Source organism: Streptomyces sp. NPDC051041 (genome assembly GCF_044456065.1).
GTDB classification, from domain to species: domain Bacteria; phylum Actinomycetota; class Actinomycetes; order Streptomycetales; family Streptomycetaceae; genus Streptomyces; species Streptomyces glaucus.
On the sequence record NZ_JBITFM010000003.1, the window covers coordinates 38,231 to 60,062 of the forward strand.

The 21,832-nt window shown below is 71.3% G+C and carries 19 protein-coding genes and 3 pseudogenes; 5 read left to right on the forward strand and 17 right to left on the reverse strand.

Features of this window, described 5'->3' with window-relative positions; all coding sequences use genetic code 11:
• Window positions 1-37 precede the first annotated feature (37 nt).
• From ACIBAI_RS06275 to ACIBAI_RS06285, 3 genes and pseudogenes are all read right to left on the reverse strand, one after another.
• The gene (locus ACIBAI_RS06275; protein WP_399031448.1) at window positions 38-1,474 is read right to left on the reverse strand and encodes a GNAT family N-acetyltransferase; all 1,437 of its coding nucleotides are present in this window, start codon (window positions 1,472-1,474) and stop codon (window positions 38-40) included.
• Window positions 1,475-1,663: 189 nt separating this feature from the next.
• A pseudogene (locus ACIBAI_RS06280) lies at window positions 1,664-1,950 on the reverse strand (aldo/keto reductase); the annotation flags it as partial.
• Window positions 1,951-2,450: 500 nt separating this feature from the next.
• On the reverse strand, window positions 2,451-4,037 hold the full coding sequence (locus tag ACIBAI_RS06285; protein WP_399031450.1) for an alkaline phosphatase D family protein: 1,587 nt from the start codon (window positions 4,035-4,037) through the stop codon (window positions 2,451-2,453).
• Window positions 4,038-4,299: 262 nt separating this feature from the next.
• Here ACIBAI_RS06285 and ACIBAI_RS06290 point away from each other — a divergent pair, with 262 nt between their 5' ends.
• A complete protein-coding gene (locus ACIBAI_RS06290) occupies window positions 4,300-5,184 on the forward strand; it encodes an RNA polymerase sigma-70 factor (protein WP_399031452.1) in 885 nt (294 codons plus the stop codon).
• A 50-nt stretch (window positions 5,185-5,234) separates the two neighbouring features.
• Here ACIBAI_RS06290 and ACIBAI_RS06295 read toward each other — a convergent pair whose 3' ends face one another.
• Window positions 5,235-5,618 carry a hypothetical protein gene (locus ACIBAI_RS06295; RefSeq protein ID WP_399031453.1) on the reverse strand — a complete coding sequence of 128 codons (384 nt, stop codon included), beginning with the start codon at window positions 5,616-5,618 and terminating at the stop codon, window positions 5,235-5,237.
• A 72-nt stretch (window positions 5,619-5,690) separates the two neighbouring features.
• Between ACIBAI_RS06295 and ACIBAI_RS06300 the strand changes: the two are divergent.
• A pseudogene (locus ACIBAI_RS06300) lies at window positions 5,691-6,210 on the forward strand (transposase family protein); the annotation flags it as partial.
• Window positions 6,211-6,503: 293 nt separating this feature from the next.
• Here the strand turns inward: ACIBAI_RS06300 and ACIBAI_RS06305 are convergent.
• The 5 genes and pseudogenes from ACIBAI_RS06305 to ACIBAI_RS06325 form a co-directional block, all read right to left on the reverse strand.
• Window positions 6,504-6,835 (reverse strand): annotated as a pseudogene (locus ACIBAI_RS06305) (transposase family protein); the annotation flags it as partial.
• 162 nt (window positions 6,836-6,997) lie between these two features.
• Window positions 6,998-7,969, reverse strand: a complete 972-nt coding sequence (locus ACIBAI_RS06310; RefSeq protein ID WP_399031455.1) for an aldo/keto reductase — start codon at window positions 7,967-7,969, stop codon at window positions 6,998-7,000.
• Window positions 7,970-8,000: 31 nt separating this feature from the next.
• Window positions 8,001-9,074, reverse strand: a complete 1,074-nt coding sequence (locus ACIBAI_RS06315; RefSeq protein ID WP_399032198.1) for an SDR family oxidoreductase — start codon at window positions 9,072-9,074, stop codon at window positions 8,001-8,003.
• On the reverse strand, window positions 9,011-9,949 hold the full coding sequence (locus ACIBAI_RS06320; RefSeq protein ID WP_399031456.1) for a ParB N-terminal domain-containing protein: 939 nt from the start codon (window positions 9,947-9,949) through the stop codon (window positions 9,011-9,013). The genes ACIBAI_RS06315 and ACIBAI_RS06320 overlap by 64 nt, the downstream gene beginning before the upstream one ends.
• 524 nt (window positions 9,950-10,473) lie before the next feature.
• On the reverse strand, window positions 10,474-10,839 hold the full coding sequence (locus ACIBAI_RS06325) for a YybH family protein (RefSeq protein ID WP_399031457.1): 366 nt from the start codon (window positions 10,837-10,839) through the stop codon (window positions 10,474-10,476).
• Window positions 10,840-10,944: 105 nt separating this feature from the next.
• Between ACIBAI_RS06325 and ACIBAI_RS06330 the strand changes: the two genes are divergently transcribed.
• On the forward strand, window positions 10,945-11,865 hold the full coding sequence (locus ACIBAI_RS06330; protein ID WP_399031459.1) for a LysR family transcriptional regulator: 921 nt from the start codon (window positions 10,945-10,947) through the stop codon (window positions 11,863-11,865).
• Between the two features lie 259 nt (window positions 11,866-12,124).
• Here the strand turns inward: ACIBAI_RS06330 and ACIBAI_RS06335 are convergent, their stop codons facing one another.
• From ACIBAI_RS06335 to ACIBAI_RS06370, 8 genes are all read right to left on the reverse strand, one after another.
• Entirely contained in the window at window positions 12,125-13,687 is a 1,563-nt protein-coding gene (locus tag ACIBAI_RS06335; RefSeq protein ID WP_399031461.1) for an MFS transporter, read from the reverse strand.
• A 48-nt stretch (window positions 13,688-13,735) separates the two neighbouring features.
• A complete protein-coding gene (locus tag ACIBAI_RS06340) occupies window positions 13,736-15,157 on the reverse strand; it encodes an FAD-binding oxidoreductase (protein ID WP_399031463.1) in 1,422 nt (473 codons plus the stop codon).
• A 142-nt stretch (window positions 15,158-15,299) separates the two neighbouring features.
• On the reverse strand, window positions 15,300-15,965 hold the full coding sequence (locus ACIBAI_RS06345) for a 4'-phosphopantetheinyl transferase superfamily protein (RefSeq protein ID WP_399031465.1): 666 nt from the start codon (window positions 15,963-15,965) through the stop codon (window positions 15,300-15,302).
• Window positions 15,962-16,822, reverse strand: a complete 861-nt coding sequence (locus ACIBAI_RS06350) for an alpha/beta fold hydrolase (RefSeq protein WP_399031467.1) — start codon at window positions 16,820-16,822, stop codon at window positions 15,962-15,964. Before ACIBAI_RS06350 ends, ACIBAI_RS06345 begins: the two co-directional genes overlap by 4 nt.
• A gap of 102 nt (window positions 16,823-16,924) precedes the next feature.
• Window positions 16,925-17,761 (reverse strand): hypothetical protein, encoded by an 837-nt coding sequence (locus ACIBAI_RS06355; protein ID WP_399031468.1) that lies wholly within the window; start codon window positions 17,759-17,761, stop codon window positions 16,925-16,927.
• Complete coding sequence (locus ACIBAI_RS06360; RefSeq protein ID WP_399031469.1) at window positions 17,761-18,006, reverse strand: acyl carrier protein; 246 nt, start codon at window positions 18,004-18,006, stop codon at window positions 17,761-17,763. The genes ACIBAI_RS06355 and ACIBAI_RS06360 overlap by 1 nt, the downstream gene beginning before the upstream one ends.
• Entirely contained in the window at window positions 18,003-18,881 is an 879-nt protein-coding gene (locus tag ACIBAI_RS06365; protein WP_399031471.1) for a diiron oxygenase, read from the reverse strand. The genes ACIBAI_RS06360 and ACIBAI_RS06365 overlap by 4 nt, the downstream gene beginning before the upstream one ends.
• Before the next feature lie 65 nt (window positions 18,882-18,946).
• The gene (locus tag ACIBAI_RS06370) at window positions 18,947-19,645 is read right to left on the reverse strand and encodes a class I SAM-dependent methyltransferase (protein ID WP_399031472.1); all 699 of its coding nucleotides are present in this window, start codon (window positions 19,643-19,645) and stop codon (window positions 18,947-18,949) included.
• A 338-nt stretch (window positions 19,646-19,983) separates the two neighbouring features.
• Between ACIBAI_RS06370 and ACIBAI_RS06375 the strand changes: the two genes are divergently transcribed.
• Together ACIBAI_RS06375 and ACIBAI_RS06380 are read left to right on the forward strand one after the other, a co-directional pair.
• Window positions 19,984-21,183 carry an acyl-CoA dehydrogenase family protein gene (locus ACIBAI_RS06375; protein ID WP_399031473.1) on the forward strand — a complete coding sequence of 400 codons (1,200 nt, stop codon included), beginning with the start codon at window positions 19,984-19,986 and terminating at the stop codon, window positions 21,181-21,183.
• A 160-nt stretch (window positions 21,184-21,343) separates the two neighbouring features.
• A complete protein-coding gene (locus ACIBAI_RS06380) occupies window positions 21,344-21,805 on the forward strand; it encodes a PhzA/PhzB family protein (RefSeq protein ID WP_399031475.1) in 462 nt (153 codons plus the stop codon).
• The last annotated feature ends 27 nt before the right edge of the window (window positions 21,806-21,832 follow it).

The window sequence follows — 21,832 nt, forward strand, 5'->3', positions numbered from 1 at the left end:
GGCCGTTCCTCCTGGCGGGGCACCGCGCAACCGCGTCTCAGTCCCGCGCGACCCGCTCCCCGTACGGCTCCCGCGCCTCGTCGTACGGCAGCGGCGAGTCGGCCGGGGCCTCCCGCAGCCGGGCCGTGACGACCAGGGTGCCCTCCTCGATCTGGTAGTCGAGGGGCAGCCCGAGCCCCCGCATCGCGGCGACCATGCCGGTGTTGGACGCCTGCGTCACGGCGTACACGCTCTCGCAGCCCGCCTCGGTGGCCATCGCCACCAGCCGGCGCAGCAGTTCGCCGCCGATGCCGCGGCGCTGCCAGGCGTCCTCGACGAGCAGCGCGACCTCCGTCTCGTCCCCGTCCCACAGCAGGTGGCCGAGCCCGACGACGCGGCCCGACGCGGTCTGTACCGCGAGGGTGCGGCCGAACCGCGGGCTGAGCAGGTGGTCCAGGTAACGGTCCGCGTCGCCGACCGGGCCGTGGTAGCGCATCGCCAGCGTCCGCGTCGAGCACCGCTCGTGCATCGCCCGGGCGGCCTCCACGTCGTCCGGGCCGGCCCGGCGCACGGTGATGGCGCCGCCCTCGGGCAGCGTCAGCACGTCCCGGTCGCGCGGGACCCGCGGACCGAGCCGGGCGTCCAGCTCCACCAGCGCCCGCACCCGGGCGAACTCGGTGGGCGTGAACGGCAGGTACGGCCGCTCCACGGTGATCACCCCGCCCTCCGGCGCGCGCAGTCGCATCACGGTGTCCTCCAGGATCCCGTCCGCCGGCACGGCCCGCGCTTCCCGGTCGCCGCCGGCCGGTGCGGCGGGCAGCGACCGGATCGTGCACCGGCCCAGCAGCTGGCGCAGCGCCAGCGGCAGTTCCGCCGGGTCCAGGGCGGTGCGGGCGGCGAGTCCGAGGACCCGGGTCGGCGCGTCCACCAGGTCGTGGGCGTCGGCCCGCTCGATCCAGGTGTCGGCGCCGCCCGCCAGCGACACGGTCCGGGTGAGTTCGGACCCCGCGAGCCCGGCCGGGGCCCGCAGCAGGAATTCGTCCACCGTGCCCGCGGCCAGCGGGTGCGTCTGCAGGCTGAGGATGTCGACCCGTCGCCCGGCGAGGGCCGTGCACAGCGCGGCCAGCGACCCCGGCTGGTCCTTCACCGTCGTCCGCATCCGCCACAGCGCGTACTCCCCGTCCGCGGCTCCGTCCGCCCCGTCGCCCGGGGCGGACGGCCCGGCCTGCCACCCGTCGGACGGCGGCCGGGCACCGGTATCGTCCGCCGGCGGCGCGTGGCCGTGGCGCCGTGCCCACCAGGTGTGGAAGGCCGCCGTGGCGATCAGCACGACCGCCGAGACCACCAGCAGCTCCGGGCCGTCGGGGCCGTGTCCCACCAGGTTCGCCGCCGCGTCCGCGACCGCGACCGCCGTGAACAGGGCGGCGAGTTCGACGAGGTCCCGCCGCCAGTGGTGCGTGGACCGGCCGTGCTTCCCGCGGGGCACATCAGACATTTTTCGACTCATACGGCCACTGTGAAGGAACGGTGTTGCGTGATCACGAACGCTCTGTGACCTACGGGTAAAGCTGCATCTGTACCTTTTGTCGTCCTTTCGGCTGGTGTGGTGTGGCGGAAGGGGGGGCGGAAGGGCCGCCCCTTTTCCGCCACACCGCCCGCAGGGCGCGGTGGGCGTCGGCCCCGGGCGCGGCCCGACGATCGCGCTGGTCACGCCCGGATGGGCGATTCCGAACGCCATGGCGAGGTGGGTCAGCGGCAAGCCCGCCTCCGCGGCGAGCGAGACGAACCGCGCGACGGCGTCGAGGCGGTGCCCGTCGTCGAGGTGCTGGAAGAAGCCGGCGCGGCGCGCTCGCCCTTGCGGACGCGTCCCGTGAGCGGTCCTTGCCCGAGCGGGCCCCACACCGGCGTGCCCACCCCATGGCGCTGCGCGACCGGCAGCACTTCGCGTTCGATGCCGCGGTCGAGCAGCGAGTTCCCGACCGCGGTCAGATCCAGCGCCGTGAGGCGCTCCGCTGATGGGGATCGTCACCCATCGGGCGGCTCGCCTTGGCCGCGAGGACGACCTTCCACTGCTTGCTGACGAGTGGCCGGTCGCGCAGCGTCGGCCGGGCCGGGCATCCGGTCCGACGCCGGACGGTGATCCGGGTGCGAGGCGGGTCCTCGGCTCCGCGCGACCGTTCCCCCGGCGGACGCAGGCGGCGACGGCGGCGGTCCGCTCGTCGTGGGTGCGGCGGCCGGCGCCGTCCGGGGCGGAGCGGCGCGGGGCTGCGAACCCGGACTCGACCCGGTTCAGCCAGGATCCGCGGGCCGGCGGGAGGACCAGCTCGACGTCGTGGCCGGCGACCCGGGTGCGGACTTCGGCGTGCCCGTGCGGGGGGAAGCCGTCCGGTGCCACGTACGGCCTCCCCGTCGGCCGCCGCTCCCGCAGCACCGAACGGGGCGGAAGCGGCGGACGGGCGGCGGCGGGGGAGTCACTGGCCGACCCGGCCCGGCTGCAGCACCTTCGTGAACAGCACGGTGCCGTCCTGCTCGCGCAGCCGCACCGTCATCTCCCCGCTGTCGCCGTCGATGTCGACCTCGCCGAAGAACTGGTAGCCGCCGGCGGGCGAGACGTTCGAGACGGCCGGCGCCTTCACGAACACCCGCTCCGGACCGAAGGTGTCGTCGAGCGCGCTGGCCGGGAAGGCGCCGGCGTTGAGCGGCCCGGAGACGAACTCCCAGAACGGCTCGAAGTCGCCGAACGCGGCCCGGGACGGCTGGTAGTGCTGGGCCGAGGTGTGGTGCACGTCGGCCGTCAGCCACACGGTGCCGGTGATCCGCCGGTGCTTGATGTACCGCAGCAGCTCGGCGATCTGCAGCTCGCGCCCGAGCGGCCGGCCCGGGTCGCCCTGCGCGACGGCCTCGAAGTTCGGCCTGCCCTCGGTGGCGTCGGGCACGACCAGGCCGATCGGCATGTCGGCGGCGATCACCTTCCACACCGCACGCGACCGCGACAGCTCCCGCTTGAGCCACTCCAGCTGCTCCCGGCCGAGGATGCCCTGCGGGTCGACGGTCTGGTCGCCGGCCGAGTTCGCGTTGCGGTACGTCCGCATGTCCAGCACGAACACGTCCAGCAGCGGGCCCTGCCGCAGCACCCGGTACACGCGGCCCTCACGCGCGCCCGGACGCAGCGTGGAGACCGGGTAGTACTCGCTGAACGCGCGCCGGGCCCGGGCGGCCAGGACGTCGACGCTCTTCTCGGTGTAGCGGGTGTCGGTGTCCGCGATGACCTGGCCCGGGTACCAGTTGTTGCGGACCTCGTGGTCGTCCCACTGCACGATGGCCGGGACCTGGGCGTTGAACCGCCTGAGGTTCTCGTCGAGCAGGTTGTAGCGGAAGTTGCCGCGGTACTCGGCCAGGGTCTGGGCGACCGCGGCCTTCTCCTCCGTCATGATGTTCCGCCAGGTGCCGCCGTCGGGCAGCGCGGCGGTCGGCGCGAGCGGGCCGTCGGCGTAGACGGTGTCGCCGCTGAAGAGGAAGAAGTCCGGGTCCAGCCGGGCCATCGCGTCGAAGATGCGGTAGCCGCCGAGGTCCGGGTTGATGCCCCAGCCCTGCCCCGCCAGGTCGCCCGACCACAGGAAGCGCACCCCGTCGCGCCGCCGTACCGGCACCGTGCGGAACGTGCCGGTGACCGGCTCACCGGTGCGGCGCGGGTCGTCGGGGTCCGCGAGCAGCACGCGGTAGTGGATCTGCTCGCCCGGCGGCAGCCCGCGCAGCCGGGTCGTGCCGGTGAAGTCCGTGTCCGCGCCGAGCAGCGGACCGTGCAGGCGGCGCGGGTTGCGGAACGACTCGGTCGCGGACGTCTCGACGATCATCCGGGCCGGACGGTCGGAGCGCACCCACACCAGACCGGAGTCGCAGGTCACGTCACCCGTCTGCACCCCCCAGCCCGCCACGGGCCGTCCGGACCGGGCGAACGCCGGCGCCGCGCCGAGGGCGGTGGGCAGGGTCAGGGCCGCCGAGGCGGCGAGCGAGCCGCGCAGGACGCTGCGACGGCCGGGGAGCGGACGGTCTGACATGGCTGCGCCTCCAGGGACGGGATTCGGCCAGTGTGCGGTGCCACACCTACCGGTGCGCCGCGGCGCGCACGGAAACCGCGGGTGAACAACGGGGCGCGGCAGGGTGGACGGGCCCGTCCCCGGGCGTCCCCCTGCCGGCCGCTCCCTCCCCGCCCCGTCCCCCGCGCGGGCGTCGCGGCAGCGGCCCGCCGGCGCCGGTCCGGCCGCGCCCGGCCCGCGCCCCCGCCTGGACACGGCCGGACCCGTCCGCTGGGATGGGGCCGTGACCGCCGACACCGCCACCGAAGTCTTCGAGGAGCACCGTTCCGTCCTCCTGGGCGTCGCCTACCGCATGCTGGGACGCGTGGCCGACGCGGAGGACGTGGTCCAGGAGGCCTGGCTGCGCTGGTCCGGCGCCGACCGCGGCGAGGTGCGCGAGCCGCGCGGCTACCTGGTGCGCGTCACCACCCGCCTCGCCATCGACCGGCTGCGCCAGATCAAGGCGCGGGGCGAGACGTACGTCGGCCCGTGGCTGCCCGAGCCGTACGTCACCGACTTCGGGAACACCGTCCCGGACGCCGCCGAGCGGGCCGTGCTCGCCGACTCCGTCTCCCTCGCGGTCCTCGTCGTCCTGGAGTCGCTGTCCCCGCTGGAGCGGGCGGTCTTCGTCCTCCGGGAGGCCTTCGGCTACCCGTACGCCGCCATCGCCGCCATGCTCGACCGCACGGAGGCGGCGGTGCGCCAGCTCTCCGGACGCGCCCGCAGGCACGTCGACGAACGGCGGCCCCGCTACGAGGTCGACCCGGTCCAGCGCCGTGCCCTCACCGAGCGGTTCCTCGCGGCGGCGGCCGGGGGCGACCTGGAGGAGCTGATGGCGCTGCTCGCCCCGGACGTCCGGCTGGTGGGCGACAGCGGCGGGAAGGCCAAGGCGCCGCTGCGGGTGCTGGAGAGCGCCGACAAGGTGGCCCGCTTCCTCGTCGGAGCCGCCCGGAAGGGCGTCGCGGAGCTGTCCGTGCGCCTCCTGGAGCTCAACGGCGGCCCCGCCGCGCTGGCCCTGTCCGGGGACGAGCCCGACGCCGTCTTCCAGCTGGACGTCGCGGACGGACGCATCCAGGCGGTGTACATCATCCGCAACCCCGACAAGCTCCGATTCCTGGCCGGGCTCTGAGCGTTGTCCCGTAACCGCTGGCCGCAGTGAGCCGGCACTGCCCACCGGCGTCAGCCGAGGAGGAGGTCGACGTCTTTCCCGATGCGGAGCTGCAAGACGACCACCAGCTGGCGGGCGTCGTCCATGTGCCGTTGGGGACGTGGGTCGGTGCTCCCGCCTTGAGGCTGGTCGACGATCTCCCGCGGGCGGGGCAGGATCGCGGCGCACTGGGCCGGTGTGAGGTCGGGGCCGTCATCATCGGGATGATCGGGGAGGGGTGCCAGGGTGGTGAAGACGTCGTTCCACGGGCGCTGTCCGCCGAAGCCGTGCATCTCGTCCAGGGCGAACCCCTCGGCCTGTGCCAGCCACCGCCGGAACGCTCCGAAGCCGGTGCAGGACCAGGGGACGTCCGGGCTGCTGGTGTCATCGTCTCCTGGGAACAGAACGAGCCCCACATGTCCTCCTCGTTGACCGAGCACACAGGATCGGTCTCGGAGAAGGGCGCCGGCACCTGAAATGATCTCGCTGTGGCTGGTGTGATCACGGCGTCGGAGTCGTCCTGGACAGCCCCGTTCACTGGGCTGAGCCCTCGGCGGCTGGGCAAGCTGATCACCGCGCTGCGGTGTGAGGGCGCCGACCCGGTCCGCGAGGGCCCGCCCTGGAGTCCGCCGCCGGAGGACCGAGTGTTGCTGGTCGCCGCGGTACTGGCGCACGAACCTCACCCTGCGCCAATCGGCGCCGCTGCTCGGAGTGTCGAAGCCGGCGGCCGACGGCATCATCGACGACCTCGGCCCGTCGCCCGCGTTCCAGCCCCGCAGACGCTTCCGCAAGGACACCCTGGTGATCGCGGACGGCGGCCACCGCGGCACCGGCCCGGTCATCCCGCACCGCCGCGAACGCGGTCAGGCCGAACTCCCGCGCCGGAAAGAAGAGCACAACCGTTCGCACCGCAGGGTCCGCGCCCGCATCGAGTACGCCCTCGCCCGCATGAAGACCTGGAAAATCCTCCGCGACTGCCGCCTCAAGGGCGACGGAGTCCACCGTGCCAGAGGTGCGGTCTACGGAAGTCCGGCTGGAGTATCGGGTCAGTGGCCCGGCAGTGACGGGAAGGGGAGCGCCCGCGTCGATACGGCGTTCATGGGTCTCATCTCCTCGGGCGGTGCCACGGGCAACTGCGAGCTGCCGGCCCGATCACCGGCCCTCCAACCCTTTCCCCCGCGACGGGATCACAACTTCGGACAGGCCCCGGTTCGCCGGGCTGCTCTGCAAGACGCCGTTCCGAGCGGGACGGGAGTCAGGTCCGCGACGTGCCCTCTTCGGAGTGAACATGCCGAGCTTCTTCAGTGTTGCGGCTTCGGAGTGGGGACAGCTTTGGCGATTGGCGTCATGCGGTTTGGACCGCGTCGGAATCTGCGGAGGATCCGCCAGGACTTCAGGCGGGCGACGCCGTGTTCGACCGGTGTCCGTGCCGCGGCCAGGGACCGGTTGACGGTCTTCTCGGTGGAGTGAGTTCCTGCAGGGGCCTGCGTTCGATGCCCGTGGTCAGCCAGGGGCTGCCGCCCTGGTAAGCGAGATCGGCCAGGACGGGGACGCCCTGACGCTCGCAGACGCGGATGATCTGGTGGGCGCGGGGCGGTGCCGGGGGAGCGGACCGCCTCCAGGGTGCGGGTGAAGCGGGTGCCCAGGGCGTTGAGGCCGCCGTGGTCGGCCGCGGGGTCGTTCCTCCGCCCTTCGCCCCGCCACGAGGCGGCGGGGCGTGGCACTCCTTCGGGCACCGGCCGGCGAGATCTGCACGGGCGGCACACGCGGGCGGCCGGGAAGGGGCGGTCCGGCGTCACCAGGCGTAGGCCTCCGGTGCGGGTCGATGACCTGGGAAAATCTCGTCGAGTCGGGTCAGGGCCTGCTGGTCCAGCCGCACGTCCAGGGCGCTGACGGCGCTGTGCAGGTGCCCGAGAGTGCGGGGGCCGACGACGGGCGCGGTGACGGCCGGGTTGGCGAGCAGCCACGCCAGGGCGACGTGTCCCGGTTCATGGCCGAGTTCGGCGGCGAAATCCTCGTACTCCTTGATCTGTGCGTGCCGTGTCGCGAGCGCGGCGGCGGCCCGCGCCGTCGCCCGCCTGATCCCTTGGCGCTCCTCACGCAGCACCCCGCCGAGCAGCCCGCTGTGCAGCGGGGACCACGGCAGCAGGCCGATGCCGTAATGCCGAGCGGCCGGGACGACCTCCAGTTCGACGGTCCGTTCCAGGAGGTTGTACAGGGACTGCTCGCTGACCAGGCCGAGGAAGTGGCGGGCGCGTGCCGCTTCCTGGGCCTCGGCGAGATGCCAGCCCGCGAAGTTGCTGGACCCGACGTAGGTGATCTTTCCCTGGGCGACCAGGACCTCCATCGCCTGCCAGATCTCGTCCCAGGGTGTGTGCCGGTCCACGTGGTGCATCTGGTAGAGGTCGATGTGGTCGGTGCGCAGTCGCCGGAGACTGGCGTCGACCGCCCGGCGGATGTGCAGTGCACAGAGCCCGCCCTCGTTGGGCCAGTCACCCATGTCCGAGAACACCTTGGTCGCGAGAACGGTCCGCTCGCGGCGGCCGCCGCCCTGCGCGAACCAGTTTCCGATGATGGTCTCCGTCAGACCGGGCTGGTCGGGCCAGCCGTAGAGGTCGGCGGTGTCGACGAAGTTGATGCCCAGGTCCAGGGCGGCGTCCAGAATGCGGTGGGCCTCGGCCTCCTCGGTGTGGACGCCGAAGTTCATGGTGCCGAGGCAGAGCCGGGAGATCCGCAGACCGCTCCGGCCGAGACAGGTGTACTCCATGACAATCCCTTCGGGCGGCGGTGCGCCGGTCTCAGGCGAAATCGTGAGTGTGGTCACCGGCCCACTGCGCGAAGGTGCGGGCGGGCCTGCCGGTCAGCTCCGCCACCGTCGGCAGGACGGGCAGAGCGGTGGACGGGTCCCTCTCCGTGTCGGACCACTCGCGCAGCAGGTCGCTCACGATGCCCGGCCGCAGGAACCTCTCCGCCTCGGTCCGCCACTGCTCGGCCGGTATCCGTTCGATGCGCAGTGGCCGTCCGATCGCCTCGCCGATCGCCGCGACCTGCTCCGCCTGCGAGATGTGCGCCGGTCCGGTGAGGGTGTAGTGAGCCCCGTGATGCCCGTCGTCGAGGAGCGTGCGCGTCACCGCCGCGGCGAGGTCGGCCTCGTGGATCACCGGGCAGACGGCCTCCGGGTGGGGCAGGCGTACCACGCCGTCGGCCCGGATGGCAGGCGCCCACCACAGCGCGTTGGTGGCGAAGGGCGCTGGCCGCAGCACCGTCCACTCGGCCAGGCCGCTGTCGGACAGCGCGGCCTCGGCGGCCCGGTAGCGCGGGTAGACCCATGAGCCGCGGTCCCGCTCGGTGTGGCCGGCGGCCCAGGCCCCGGTGAACAGGACCACCCTGCGGACCCCGGCACGCCGCGCCGCCTGGGCGAATTCCGGAATGGCGTGCAATACAGGGAACAGGAATGCGCGTTCCACTCCGTCGAGCGCCTTCGAAAGGCTCTCCGGTGCGGTCAGATCGCCTTGTACGACGGTCACCCCGGAGGGGGGGCGTACCTCGTCCGGGCGCCGGGTCAGTATACGTACCTCCTTTTTGGAGGAGAGGAGCTCCCGTACCACATGACGGCCTGTCTTTCCGGTTGCCCCGGTCACCAGAATTGTCATGCGGAAAATGATAGAAAATTCCGTCGGTTTCCACGAGAGTCGCACTTTTCGCGGGGTGCACGTGGCCATGGATCGCCGGCCTGCCACCGCCCGGGAGCGGACCGGCGATTCCGAGGGATGTCTGCTTGTGGCATCGGCGTCCGGCGGGGCGGGCTTCAGACCCGGTCGCCCTCCACCGTCCGGGCCCGTTCCTCCAGTTGCAGTGCCGCCTGCCCCCATGACGCGGCGCACTGCCGGGCCACCGCCGCGACCGCGCCCGCCCAGTGCTGTGGTATCCGGTCGACGAGCTCGTCCCATCTGCTGCTGGCCATCGCGTTGGTGTCCAGCACGCGCAGCAGGAACCGCCCGTGCTCGGTGAGCCTGAGGGACGGATCGCGCTTCAGGATCAGGAGCGCCTTCGCCATGGTGAGGGAGACGCCGGAGGCGGTGGTCCGCTGCGTGGCCGCGGCTTCGCCGGAGGGGGGAGCGTCGTTGCTCCGCTTCGGCAGGGTGGGGCTCACGCCCCTGTGTATTCGTGCCCGCACGTCGCGGGCGGTGGCCAGGGACAGTCCGGTGCTCTGGGCGATCTCTCGCAGTGTCGCGTCGGGGTTGGCCAGGACGTACTCGCCCGCGCGCCGGCGCCGTTCGGAGGTGTCGACGTGACGGGACCGGCCGTCGCGGCCGATGCGGACGTTCAACTGTGGAAGCGCGTCACTTGAACGCCTGCGAAGCGAGCCGACGGTCTTCGGCGACAGGCCGGCGGCTGCGGCGATCATCCGGTCGGACCACTCCGGATGGGAGCCGATGATGCGCAGCGCGGCGGCGTTGCGCTCGGCCCGGGTCAGGGGAAGGCCGTGGTGGGCATTGCGCTTGACGGCCAGCAGGAAAGCTTCGTTCGCATCGCCGTCGAAGTACTGGACGGCGATGTGCGTCCGGCCGTTGAGCCGGGTGGCCCTCAGGCGGTGGACGCCGTCGATGACGCTCAGGGTGCTGCGGTGAACGATGATCGGCGGCAGCGGAGTCACACATTGGGCGAGCTGCCGTATGTGTTCTTCGTTCACGCCGGAAAGGCGGGGCGAGTCGTCGGTGGAAAGCGAGTCGACGGGGACCTGCACGACAGGAATTTTGTCTGCGAGGACTTCCCATAGTTCGGCCGATTCGCAGCTTGCGGGCGCCGGGAGGTGGACCCTTTCGGATCCGGTCACAGCCATCCTCACGTCTCCTTTTTGTCGGTATGCACCGGAGGGATGATGAGACTGACGTGCGGTGCGGTTCGCGACGGGCGGAAGCCGGGGCTCTGAGGGACCGGCAGGAAAAAGTCGTGAGAGAACCGGCCGCCGAGCAAGGCGTGCCGGAACGAGTGGCACCGGACGTTGCGCGGCGGCCACGGCCGGTGGACGTTCCGCGAGAGCCGAACCATCGTGAGTTCCCCCGTTTGGCTCCGAGTCCGCCGTGCAGCATATCCGGCCCGGCCTTGCCGTCAATGTCCGGCCATGAGCGAGCGGCGGAGTGATCGGCTCCGCTCGCCGGGCACGGTGCATTTCGGCCAACTCCTTTTCAACCGTTCCCGCGAGCCCGCGTCAGTGCCCGGCCGGCGATCGAGGACGCCGGGCCGGGCACGGCTTCGGGACGCGCTTTCTCAGTGCGTCGGCGGACGGAACTCCGGCTGGTCGATGATGCGCAGCCAACTGCCGTCGGGCTGCCGCCGGACCACTTGGGCGCGGGCGCCCGAACCGTCCTTCGGCGGGGTCGAGGTGAGGGCGATGTCACCGCAGACGAGCGTCGGAAGCGGCTCCTCCGGCTCGAAGTGCGGCGCGTTGGCGAGAACCTTCTCCCACAGCTGGCGGATGGCTTCACGACCGACCGTGACACTGCCCGGCGGGTAGGCCATCACCGCCTCCTCCTCGTACAGCGCGGCGAGGCCGGCGGCGTCGCCGGCGTTGGCGCGCTCGACGAAGAGGCGTGTGAGATCCTCCGGCCTCATGGCCTTCTCGTTCTCGGACACGACGATCCTTTCCTGTGGGTGGCTGTGTTCCGGTGTGGCTATTTTCAGGCGGTGGCTGATATCAAGTCCAATCAATCGTTGCGATCGCGGCTATAATTCCAAGTTATGGAGTTAAGGCAGTTGAGGTACTTCCTTGCCGTCGCCGAAGAAGCGAACTTCACTCGCGCCGCCGAGCGGGTTCATATCAGCCAGCCGGGTATCAGTGCTCAGATTCGGCAGCTCGAAAGTGATCTCGGGGCGACGCTCCTCGACCGTTCCGGTCGCCATGTCGGCCTGACCGCGGTTGGTGAGGTCGCGCTCGACCACGCACGCTCCGTGCTGGCCGCGGTGGAGGCGCTGCGGCACGCCGTCGACGAGATGAACGGGCTCGTCCGCGGCAAACTCGTCGTGGGCATGGTCACGGCCTGCACGGTCACCCCGCTTTTCGACGCGCTGTCCGGCTTCCATCTCGAACATCCGGGGGTGGAGGTCAGCCTGGTCGAGGACGACTCCGTCAGACTCGTCGAGTACGTTCGTGAGGGCACCGTCGACCTGGCGCTGATCGGCGCGGCCGGCCGGCCGCCGGAGGACCTGGACGGGTGGCCGATCGTCAGCGAGCCGATCGTCGCCGCAGTGCCCGTCGGCCATCCGCTGGCCGAACGGGACGGTGTCACGCTCGCCGAGCTGAGCGCCTACCCGGTCATCTGCCTGCCGCGGGGGACCGGCATCCGCGCGGTGCTCGACGAGGCCTCGGCGGCGCAGGGGCTCACCCCGACCATCGCCCTCCAGGCGAGTGCTCCGGGCGCGGTGCTCAACCTCGCCGAACGCGGGCTCGGGGTGGCCGTGCTCTCGGAGTCCATGATCCCCCGGCACGCCGGACTCCGGACCGTTCCCCTCAACGATGCCGACATCCCCGCCGTCCTGGCGCTGATCTCGGCACCGACCAAGAGCCCGGCGCTGCGTGAACTGCTGGTGCACTGTCGCCAGACCTTCGGCGAGCCGAAGGCTGACGGGCCCGTGCCGGTGGGCGGGATGGCCACCGGGTGACGGCGGTCCCGCCCGGTCGACCGGAACACGAGGTGGGCCGCCGATTCCTCGGCGGCCCACCTGTGTGATGTCCGGGACCCCTGTCCCGAAGAGGGGATCCAGCTTTGATCCACTACCGCAGGAGGCAGCGTCGGCCCGTCGATGAGCGGCGTCCGGCCCGGCCGGTGCGGTGAGTGAGGCACCTCCCGCGCCCCTGAGGGCAGCGGGGACGTGTGCAGGGCGTCGTGACGGGGCGGACGTTGCCTGTCGGGGTGCCGGACTAGCTCTCCGCGGACACCGGCGACTGCGCCTTCGTCTCCGCCGCGGAAGCCTGCGGCTGCTGGGCCGCCTGGAAGTCCGCGGCGCGGATCAGCAGCAGGGAGAGCACCCCGCCGACCAGGGCCAGGGCGGCGGAGATGTTGAGCAGCGTGTTGAGGCCGTCCACGAATCCGTCCGTGGCCAACTGCTCGACCCTGTCGTGGTACTGCTCGGGCGCGAGGCCCACCGCCTGGTCGGTCTCGCCGCCCCGCACCAGCGCGGCGAGCTGGTCGCTGCGGCCCGCCAGCTCGGTGCCGGCGAGCCCGTCGCGCAGCCGGTCGCCGATGACGACGGCGAAGGTGGAGCCGAGGACCGCCACGCCGGTGCTCACGCCGAGCTGGCGGAAGGTGCCGTTCACACCCGATGCCATGCCGGAGCGGGAGAAGTCCACGACACCCACGGCGGTGGACGCGAGCGGCGGGTTGACCAGGCCGGCGCCCACGCCGCCCAGCACCAGGCCGGGGATGAAGTGCTCCCACCCGGTCGACTCCTCCAGCCCGCCCATCAGCAGCAGCGCGGCACCGACCAGAAGCAGACCGACCCCGATGAGGTAACGGGGCTGGACCTTGGCGCTCAGCCGGCCGGCGATCAGGGAGGCCACCAGCATCGACAGGGAGGCCGTGAGCAGCCGGAGGCCGGTCTCGAGCGATGAGTAGTCCAGTACCTCCTGGAAGTAGATCGCCAGGAACAGGAACATCGCGAACAGCGAACCGTTCATCGCGAAGGCGGCGATCGATCCGCCGACGAACGTGGGGATGCGGAACAGCCTGAGGTCGAACATCGGCTGCTCGGCCTTGGCCTGGACCGCGAGGAACGCGAGCAGCAGCACACCGCCGGCGGTGAGGCCGGTCACCGCGCCGGAGTCGCTCCAGGTCGTCTCACCGGCACGGATCAGCCCGTAGATGAGCGTGGCGAGGCCGCCGGTGAGCAGGACGAAGCCGGGCCAGTCCAGACGGCGGGCGAACGGCGACTTCGACTCGTCCACACGCAGCGCGATGATCAGGGCCACGGCGACGCCGATCGGCACGTTGATCAGGAAGATGCCCCGCCAGCTGATACCGCTGGAGATCAGCCCGCCGGCGACCGGACCGATCGCGGAGGCGAGACCGGTGACCATGCCCCACACGCCGAACGCCGTTCCTCGCTCCTTGCCCTGGAAGCTGCCCGCGAGCAGGGCGAGACCGGTCGCGAACATCACCGAACCGCCGATGCCCTGGAGCACCCGGGAAAAGATGAGCATCGTGGGCGACTGCGCCACACCGCACAGCAGGGAGGCGAGGGTGAACAGCGCCACGCCGATCGCGTAGAGGCGCTTGCGGCCGAAACGGTCGGCGACCGCACCGCTGGTCAGCAGCAGGGCGGCGAGGGCCAGTGCGTATCCGTCGATCACCCACTGGAGGTCGGCGAAGCTGGCCTCGAGGTCTCGCTGCACATCGGGCATGACGACGTACACGATGGTGGTGTCCAGCAGGAGCATGAAGGTCCCGCCACACACCCCCAGCAGGGTCCACCATTTCTTTTCCATCGAGCTTCCTTATGAGTCGGATAGGTCGGACAGTCGGTCCCGGGCCGGCTACCGGGCGTCGCCGGTGACGGCGGGTGGGATGTTGTGGTTGAGCCGGAAGAGGTTCGCCGGGTCGTACGACGCCTTGATCCGCCTCAGTCGCGCGTAGTCGTCCCGGGCGTAGGCCATGCGCACCTGCTCGGTCGTGGCGTTGGCGCCGTACAGGAAGTTCAGGGAGCGGCCCGTGGTGAGCGGGGCCAGCGCGTCGGTGAGCCGGGTGTGCGCCGCCCGGACGGTGTCGGCGTCGTCGGGCGTGACCCGGTTGAGCACCGCCAGCAGATAGCGGGCTTCGCGGTTGCCGACGCAGTTCGCGGGCTGCGGCGCGTGTGCGAGGGCGCCGCCGAGGTGGCGCACTTCCACGACGGAAGTGACCGGTGCCTGAGGACCCGTCAGGCCGACCACGGTGCGGACCGTCTCCTCGTCGATCGCCGTCAGCATGGCGTTCGTGCCGGTGTACGCGGCGGGCGGGAGCGGATCGTTGTGGATCGAGCCGGACTCCGTGTACGGCAGGACGCGCACCGAGTCGGCCAGCCGGGGGCCGAGGTCGCGCAGCGGGCCGATCAGGCGCTCCCCGGCCGCGGGGTCTCCGAGGAAGGCGATGCGGATGTGCACCACGTACCGACCGCGCAGGGGCGGGGGGAGCGACGGCAGGTCGGGCAGGGGGACGAGGGCGAGCGAGGAGGTCATCTCCTCCGGCACCGCCTCGGTCCAGCGCACGTAGGCGGCGAGGATCTCGGCGGCGGCGGAGCCGTCGAAGTACAGTCCGCCGCCGTAGATCTCGGTGACCGGCACGAGGCCGATCTCCAGGCCGGTGACGATGCCGAAGTTGTCCCGGCCACCGCGTAGGGCCCAGAACAGCTCGGGCTCACGCTCCGCCGTGATGTCCCGCAGGCGGCCGTCCGCGGTCACCGCCTCGATACGGCGGACGTGGTCGGCGGCGTAGCCGAACTTCCGGGCGAGCAGGCCGAGTCCGCCGCCTAGGGTGTAGGCGACCGCCCCGACGTGCGGGGCGCTGCCGCTGAGCGGGGCCAGGCCGTGCGGTGCGGCGGCCTCGACGACCTGCTGCCAGCTGACGCCCGCGCCCAGGTGCGCGGTCCGGGTCACCGGGTCGATGCGTAACCCGGTCATGCGCCGGGTGCTGACGAGGAGGCCGGTCTCCGCCGGCAGCGCGGGGCAGTGGCCGGTCGCCTGGACTCCCACGGGCAGGTCGTGCGCCGCGCCGAACTCCACGGCGAGCCGGACGTCCTCGGCATCGGTGGCTCCCAGGACGAGGGCCGGGTGGTGCGGTCGGAAGGTCTGGTAGCGGATCCGTTCCTCGTCGTACCCCTCCTCGCCGCGGGTGAGGAGGGGACCGCGGACCCGTGCGGCCAGCTTCTCGGCGGCCGCGCTCAGGTCGTCCCGCGTGTCACGGGGCTCGGTGGCAGGCGTCACGATCCGTTCCTTTCGCTGGTGGGCGACGTGCCGCGCGACGGGGGATTCCGCGGCACGGTCGCCACGGTCTCCATGCTCAGGACCCGGCTACCAGAAGTCCAAGACCTGGTTTTTTGGGTTGCCCAAACCTACGGTTATGGCTCTAGGTCGAGGTCTGCTGCGCGGGGTGAAGCACCGTAGATGCGAACAGTGGTTCCAGTGCCGCGGGGGGCCGGTCGACGCGGACAGCCACCGCGAAGGCGAAGGCCGGTGCGCAGAACTCCCGGACCAGCGCGTACGCGTCCCCCGCACAGGCCCACAGCCGGCCTTCGTGCGAGCGCAGACGGACCCGCCAGAACAGCCCGCCGTGGGTCTGGCGGCAGTCGGTCAGCGCCTTGAAGGCGGCCTCCTTCGCGGCGAACAGCCGTCGCAGGCCCACCCGGTCGCCGTCCGGCCACAGCAGCGCCCGTTCGGTGTCGTCCAGCAGGAAGCGGTGCAACCGTGGGGCCGGGCAGCGGTGTTCGAGGTCGACGCCGACACCACGGGCGCCCGGTGCGACGGCCGCCACCGCGACGGACGCCGTGTGCGTCAGGGAGCCGGCGAAGCCGGCCGGGAACACAGGGGCGCCGCCGGGCCGACGGCCGACGGCCGTCACAGCGCTGCCCGCACGCCTGAGCGCCGCCCGGGCCGCCCGGCGACCGGCGCGGTGCTGCGCGGAGAAGGTACCGGGCGGGTCCACCCGGACCGTCTCCAGCACCACGCGCACGGGATGCTCGGGGCCCCCGAGCATCACTTCGCCCGGGGGCCCCGCCGGAAGCGTCTCGGTCACCCGTCCTGGTCACCCGTCCCGGTCACCCGCCTGACGAACGAGACGACCTCACGCTGGAACCACTCGGGTTCCTCCAGGAACGCCAGGTGTCCACCGCGCGGCACGGTGATGGTCGTGGCGTCCGGGAGCAGCTTGGCGATCTCCTCCACCGCGGTCTCACTCAGGGAGAAGTCGTCACCGCCCACGAACAGCAGCGTCGGCTGCCGCACCCGGGCGATGATCTCCGGGTCGAGCGGAGCCTTCACCGACACCGCGAGTCCGGCCCGCAGGGACTCCACGGTGTGGATGCCGAGGAAGTTCTGCTTGCGGCCCATGAACCCGATGGGCCCCGCGGCCTCCACGGCGTGATCGCCGGACACCAGCGGATAGAGCTGGTCGTACAGGACGCCCAGGCCCGAGGTGTCGAGCGTCTTCAGCCAGGACTTGGTGATCCTGCGCAGGCGCTGCGGTCCGTACGGACTCATGGCCGGCCCGGCGAGCACCAGGCCGTGCACCCGCTCGGGGTACGCCACCGCGAAGTCCCGGCAGACCAGTGTGGAGAACGACGTACCCACCAGGAACGCCTTCTCCAGGCCCAGCGCATCGAACAGGGCCTTGAGGTCGGTGATGTGGTCCGCCCACTCCGGCTCGCCGGCGTGCGGGCTGGATTCGCTTTGGCCGCGCAGGTCGTACGAGGTCAGCCGGGCCACCGAGGCGAGGTTCGCGGTGTACGACCGCCAGGACTTGCGGTCCATGAAGAAGTTGTTGATCAGGACGATGTCGGGGCCGGATCCGCGTCGCTCGTAGGCGAGCTGGATGTCGTCGTTCACCCGGACCGTGCCGGTCTCGATGGCGTCGTCGACGGTCGTGTTGGTCATTGGTTCACCTTCAGCGGAAAGCCAGCGGGGAGAGCCGGCCGGCACGTGCCCGACCAGGCCGGAAGGAGGCCGCGAGCCCGTGCGGCACCGCGGCCGGTGGGGTCACGCCGCGTCGAGCAGCGCCTCGGCGGCGGACCGGGCGTCCCCGAAGCGGGCGGTCAGTGTGTGCACCCAGCGCTCCAGGCCGAAGGCGCAGCAGCTGGTGGACGCGGGTGTGCCGTCCGGGAGGGCGATGCGGCAGCGTTCCCCGAAGAAGTTGCGGTGGTAGTTCACCGAACCGACGGCCAGGCCGTCGACGACGAACTCCTCCTTCACCGGGAACAGCCGCTGCATCTTGGCTCGTGAGCTGTCGCGGTCGAAGAAAGGGTCGGTGGCGACCTGGGTCCGCATGGGCAGGCCGAGGCGGTCGGCCAGGCCGAGCACCAGCTCCTTGGCCCGCTCCAGATGCCGCGTGGCGCCGTCGGCCGAACCGACGAAGACGATCTCGCGCATGGAGAACCCGAGCAGCCGGCGCAGCCCCTCGTAGCGCGTCTCGTTGCGGAAGCAGGTGGCCACGGTGGTGACCCGGTTCTCCGGCCCGGACAGGGTCCGTCCGCGCAGGTCGAAGTAGACCGAGTAGCAGGCGGCGGACGGCAGGCCCAGGACGGCGTCGTTCAGGACCCCGGCCGGCAGCTCCCGCAGCGGGCCGTCGGCGTCGGCGCGCAGCTTTGTCAGCCGCTTCGGGTCGGCCGTCGCCACGGCCAGGCCAAGGTGCGGGAAGTTCTCGTAGTAGTCGATGTCCTCCAGATCCCGCGGCCGCAGCAGGAAGGGGTAGCGGCGCTCCTCGGCGCCCATCTGCTGCGCCCACGTCATGACCAGCGAGTCGAAGGCCCTCAGCAGGCGCAGCTCGTCCGCGCCCAGCACGCCCAGCCCGTTGTCCGTCCTGGTGGCGGTGCCCATCAGCTCCCCGTTCCCGCGAGGAAGCGCTTGTTGATGGCCCGGAGCGTGCGGAAGTCCTCCAGGTCGATCTCCTCCGGGTCGATGGTCTCGCCGCTCAGCTCCTCCAGCAGGTAGAGGAACTCGACGAAGGCGAGCGAGTCGACCGCCCGGCGGTCGATCAGGTCGTCGTCCATGCCCAGCTCCCCCACCTCCGGGTTGCGCTGGTGGATGAAGTCGAGGATCTTGCGGAGCTTGTCGTCGCTCATGCCGTGGCTCCCTGAACCTGAAGGCCGTTGCGGGCGAGGAACTTGCGGGTGCGGTTGAGGATGTTGTCGTGGGCCGCCTTCCGGGCCGGGTGCTCCAGGAGCCGGCGCCGCAGCTCCAGGGGTTCGGGCAGGCCGGCGTCCCGGTAGACGGCGGGGTTGTACAGACTGCGGACGCTGTACTCGAGGTAGGAGTCCAGGTACTTGGCGAGGACGGGGATGTCCTGCGGGCTGGTCTCCCTGACCTGCTCGAGGAGCTGGGCGAACAGGTGCCGTCCGAAGGCGACGTGCCGGCTCTCGTCCTGGTGGTGGACCCGGTTGATCTCGCGTGCGATCTCCGGCAGGGCCTGGTCCGTGGCCATGCGGGCGTTGAAGTAGTCGACGATCTCCTCGAAGATCAGGATGCGGGCGAAGATCACCAGTTCGCTCGCGGCCTCGCACACGCCCTCGATCCGGTTGATGCCGACCTGCGGGACCGGTGGGTACACCTTTCCGCCGTACTTCAGGCAGAAGGTCCCGAAGAACCACATGTGCTCGTTCTCCTCGCCGATGAAGTGGTGGAGGAACTCCGACGCGTCGGCGTACACCTTGGTGTGGATGCGGAGCACGACCTCGCTGAGCAGTTCGCGGATGCCGTGCACGTTGAGGCTGAAGAAGTGCACGGCCTCGTGGCGGGTCAGGGCGAGCTGCTGCTCACGCGTCAGCGCGTGCCACTCCTCGGTCCCGGCCAGGGTGACCAGGTCCTCGCTCATCCACGGCCGGTCCTCCTCCAGCCTGTCCGGCCAGTTGAAGATCGTGTAGGGGTTGTAGTAGTCGGACTCCGCCATCGCTTCGAGCCGGTGCAGATCCAGCTTCACGGGCTTGACGGTCGTCACCATCGGCAGACCTTCTTTCCGAATGGGTGTGGTCGTGCGGGAGGGCGAGGCGGACGCCGGGCAGGCGGTCAGGCACGCTCGGCCAGGACGGACCACACGGGGAGCTGCGTACGCCCCTGAGCGTCGACCTCCACCCGCGTGCCGGTCTTCGCCAGGAACTCCCTGGTGGCCTCCGCCACGCCCCAGTAGACGGCCCGGCTCACCTCCGTCACCCTCCAGCCGGCCTCGGTCAGGATCCGACGCAGCGTCTGCTCGGGCACGGCGAGGGGCTCGGGCATTCCGCCGGGAACCGCGGCGAAGCACAGCATGTCGAGCCAGGCGCCCGGCCGGGTGGCCCGGTGCAGCGCGGCGGCGTACCGCCGGCGGCCGTCGGCGTCCAGGGTGTGAAAGAGCGCGCTGTCCAGCACGGTGTCGAAGCGGCCCTCGAAGCCGGCGAGGCTGGTGGCGTCCGCGACGGCGAACTCGACGTCCGCGCTCCCGGCCCGCTTCCTCGCCTGCTCGATCGCCGTGGACGCCGCGTCGACGGCGGTCACGTGGTAACCGCGGGACGCCAGAAAGACGGCGTTGTCGCCAAGGCCGCATCCGGCGTCCAGCACGGCACCGCGAATCCGTCCGCGCCGCTCGAATTCAATCACACCGGGCTGCGGTTCGCCGATGTCCCAGGGAACTCGGGTGATGCCGGCGTTCTCCAGCAATTCACCGCCCTGGTAGACGGCGTTGAAGTCGGCAGTCGAGAAATCGTAGGGCTGCTCGATGTTTTTGCTCATACGGGTCTCCCGGGGTGAAGGGTCCGGCATCCGGCGCTGCCGAGCCAAAGGAACTACCACGTGCTGTTCCGTGTGTAACAGGTGCGGTCGCTGTTCGACCGCGGCCGTGTTCAAGTGAGGAATCTCCTCGGTTGCACGGGTGGGGGACGTGCTGGTGGCGCCGGAACTCTCCGTCCCGAGGAACGGAATGCTCCATTTCTGGGACGCATTCGTTCGGGGTGGCCCGGGCAACCCGGCCCACGTACGATGCCGTGGCGGTCGGGAAAAGCGGACCGTTCAATAGCCGAGTGACAGCCGTGTCCAGGCATCCGCATCCCGAGAATCCGGAAGGAAATAAATTGCGTGGTTCAGGAGAGAACTCAGGTTCCCGCAATGCAGAACTGGTGAGCCGGGCCGCCGAGCTCCGGGAGGAACTCTGGAAGAGCGCCGTGGAGAGCGACCGGGCGCGCCGCCTGTCCGACGAGGTCATGAGCCGGATCACCGGCGCCGGCCTGACGGGGCTCATGACGCCCGCGCGTCTGGGCGGCCATGAGGTCCCGGTGCGTACCCTGCTGGATGTCTGCGTCGAGCTGGGCCGCGGCTGTGTGTCGGCCTCCTGGGTCACCGGTGTGCTCAACGTGGGGAACTTCGTCGTCTCCCTCTTCCCGGACCGGACCCGGGAGGAGGTGTGGGGGCAGAATCCCGACGCCCGCACAGCGCTGATCCTGGGCGTTCCGGTACGGAACGTGGAGCGGGTGGAGGGCGGCGTCCGGGTCAGCGGCGAGTGGCCGTACGCCTCGGGCTCGCTGCACGCGGAATGGATCGGCGGCCTCGTCCTCGCGGACAGCGGTGACAGCGGCCCCCAGGCGCACTTCGCGCTGATGCCCGCCACCGACGTGCGCATCCGGGACACCTGGCACTTCACCGGTATGCGGGGTACCGGCAGCAACACGGTCGTCGCGGAAGGGGTCTTCGTCCCGGACCACCGACTGCTTCCGTACCGTCCGCTCGTCGACGGCGAGACCGACGGCCTGGTGCCGGCGGACCGCCCGTATCGCAACAGCCTGACCGGGGTGTTCATGGTGGGCCTGATCGGCTCGCTGATCGGCGGCGTCGACGCGGCCCTCCAGTACGCGCTGGAGCAGGCACCGACGCGCCGGGTGGCCGGCTCGACCTACGCGAGTCAGGCGGAGTCGCCCAGCGCCCAGCTCGGTCTGGCCGCGGCCGCCACGAGGCTCGACACCGCGGTGTTGCACGCGCGGCGGCTGGCCGACCGGGTCGACGAGTTGGCCCGCGCGGGCGAGAACGCCTCCCTGCTGACCCGGGCACGGGCCCGCATGGACTCCACCCATGTCGTTCAGCAGTGCCGCGCGGCGGTCGACGAGATCGTCACGGTCTACGGCTCCTCCGCCTTCGACGAGTCCAACCCGCTCCAGCGGATCTGGCGTGACGTCAACGTCGGCAGCAGGCACGCCGGATTCGGCATGGGCATCCCCCAGCAGGTCTACGGCAGCGCCCTGGTCGGCAGGGATCCGCGCACGATCAGCATGCTGGTCTGACCCGCGCGGACGAGTCCCCCGTACCGCCGCCTGGGCCTCCCGCCGCCGCTTCACCGCACCGGGCTCCGCCGGCTCCCCGCCGCCGGATCCGTTCACCGTGCCCATGCGGGCCGTCCCGAACGGCATCAGTCCCGCCTCTCGACGGAAAGCGAGACCACGTATGTCCGACGACAACGAGATACGCGAGCACAACCGCGCCATCGTCGCGCAGTACATGAACACCCGTGGCCAGGACCGCCTGGAGCGGCACCTGCTGTTCACGGAGGACGGCACCGGTGGCCTGTGGACCACGGACACCGGCGAGCCCATCGTCATCCGGGGGCGGGACCGGCTCGCCGAGCACGCCGTCTGGTCGCTGAAGTGCTTCCCGGACTGGGTCTGGACCAACGTAGAGATCTTCGACACCCAGGATCCCAACCGGTTCTGGGTGGAGTGCGACGGCGAGGGCCAGATCCTGTTCCCGGGCTATCCGCCCGGGCACTACCGCAACCACTTCCTGCACTCGTTCCTGTTCGAGAACGGCAAGATCAAACAGCAGCGCGAGTTCATGAACCCCTGTCAGCAGTTCCGGGCCCTGGGCATCGAGGTCCCCGTGGTCCGCCGAGACGGCATCCCCACCTGACGTCCGCCACCGACCGTCGATCCTCGA